1 protein-coding gene is annotated in these 1,274 nt (G+C 64.5%); it reads left to right on the top strand.

Annotated elements, in window-relative coordinates; translation table 11 throughout:
- Positions 1-65 precede the first annotated feature (65 nt).
- A protein-coding gene (locus P2G62_RS17765) for an IS3 family transposase (RefSeq protein WP_275736213.1) occupies positions 66-1,255 on the top strand; the annotation gives its coding sequence in 2 pieces (ribosomal slippage) (positions 66-318 and positions 318-1,255; 1,191 coding nt in all).
- The last annotated feature ends 19 nt before the right edge of the window (positions 1,256-1,274 follow it).

Raw genomic sequence — 1,274 nt, 5'->3', positions numbered from 1 at the left:
CATGACCTGCCACGGGATTTTTCCTCCACCGTCGATTAGAGTCCGCGCCAACTTGAGGACGGACAATGAAGCGAACGAGATTCACGGACGAACAGATCATCGGTATCCTGGCGGAGCACGAGGCGGGCGCGAAGTGCGCAGACCTTTGCCGCAAGCACGGCATGTCGGAGGGCACCTTCTACGCCTGGAAAGCCAAGTTCGGCGGCATGACGGTGTCGGAGGTGAAGCGGCTGAAGGCGCTCGAAGATGAGAACGCGAAGCTCAAGAAGCTGCTTGCCGAGCAGATGCTCGACCTCGCCGCGATGAAGGAACTGGTTTCAAAAAAGTGGTGACGCCTGCCGTGAAGCGCGAGGCGGTCGCGCATCTGAAGGCCCGGTTCGGGCTCTCGGAACGGCGGGCGTGCCGGATTGCCGGGGCGGATCGCAAGATGGTCCGCTACCAGGCGCAGCGTGCGCCGGACACGGTGCTGCGCGGGCGGTTGCGGGAGCTGGCCAACGAGCGCCGAAGGTTCGGCTATCGGCGGCTCTTCGTGCTGTTGCGTCGCGAGGGCGAGCCTTCCGGCATCAACCGGATCTATCGGCTCTACCGCGAAGAGGGGCTGACGGTGCGCAAGCGGAAGGCCCGGCGTAAGGCTATCGGGACGCGAGCCCCAATCCTGGTCGAGGCGCGGCCCAATGCGCGCTGGTCGCTGGATTTCGTCCATGACCAGTTCGCCAACGGCCAGCGCTTCCGGGTGCTCAACGTGGTCGACGACGTCACCCGGGAATGCCTCGCTGCGATCCCGGACACCTCGATATCCGGGCGGCGCGTCGCACGGGAGTTGACGGCCCTGATCCAGCGCCGCGGAAAGCCAGGAATGATCGTCAGCGACAACGGCACGGAACTGACCTCAAACGCCATCCTGCGCTGGTGCTCCGAGCGCCGGATCGAATGGCATTACATCGCGCCGGGCAAACCGATGCAGAACGGTTTTGTGGAGAGCTTCAACGGTCGGATGCGGGATGAACTTCTCAACGAGACCATGTTCCGCAACCTGGCCCACGCCCGGGTCGTAATCGCCGCCTGGGCGGCTGACTATAATACGGAACGCCCGCATTCCGCCTTGGACTACCAGACCCCGGCTGACTACGCGCGGAGCCTGACCACCGCAATCGCCCGCCCCGCTGCGCGAGATGATAGCTCCGCGCGTCGGGCGATTGCTCAACCTGCGCCGATCGGCGTAAACACCAACCGGGCTCCGGTCACGGCTGGATGAAAGACCCGTGGCAGGTCAG

Origin of the sequence: Paenirhodobacter sp. CAU 1674 (assembly GCF_029222945.1) — a bacterium.
Lineage (GTDB): Bacteria > Pseudomonadota > Alphaproteobacteria > Rhodobacterales > Rhodobacteraceae > Rhodobacter.
The sequence above is the reverse complement of the archived record's forward strand: the minus strand, read 5'-3'. Positions and strand labels throughout refer to the sequence as shown.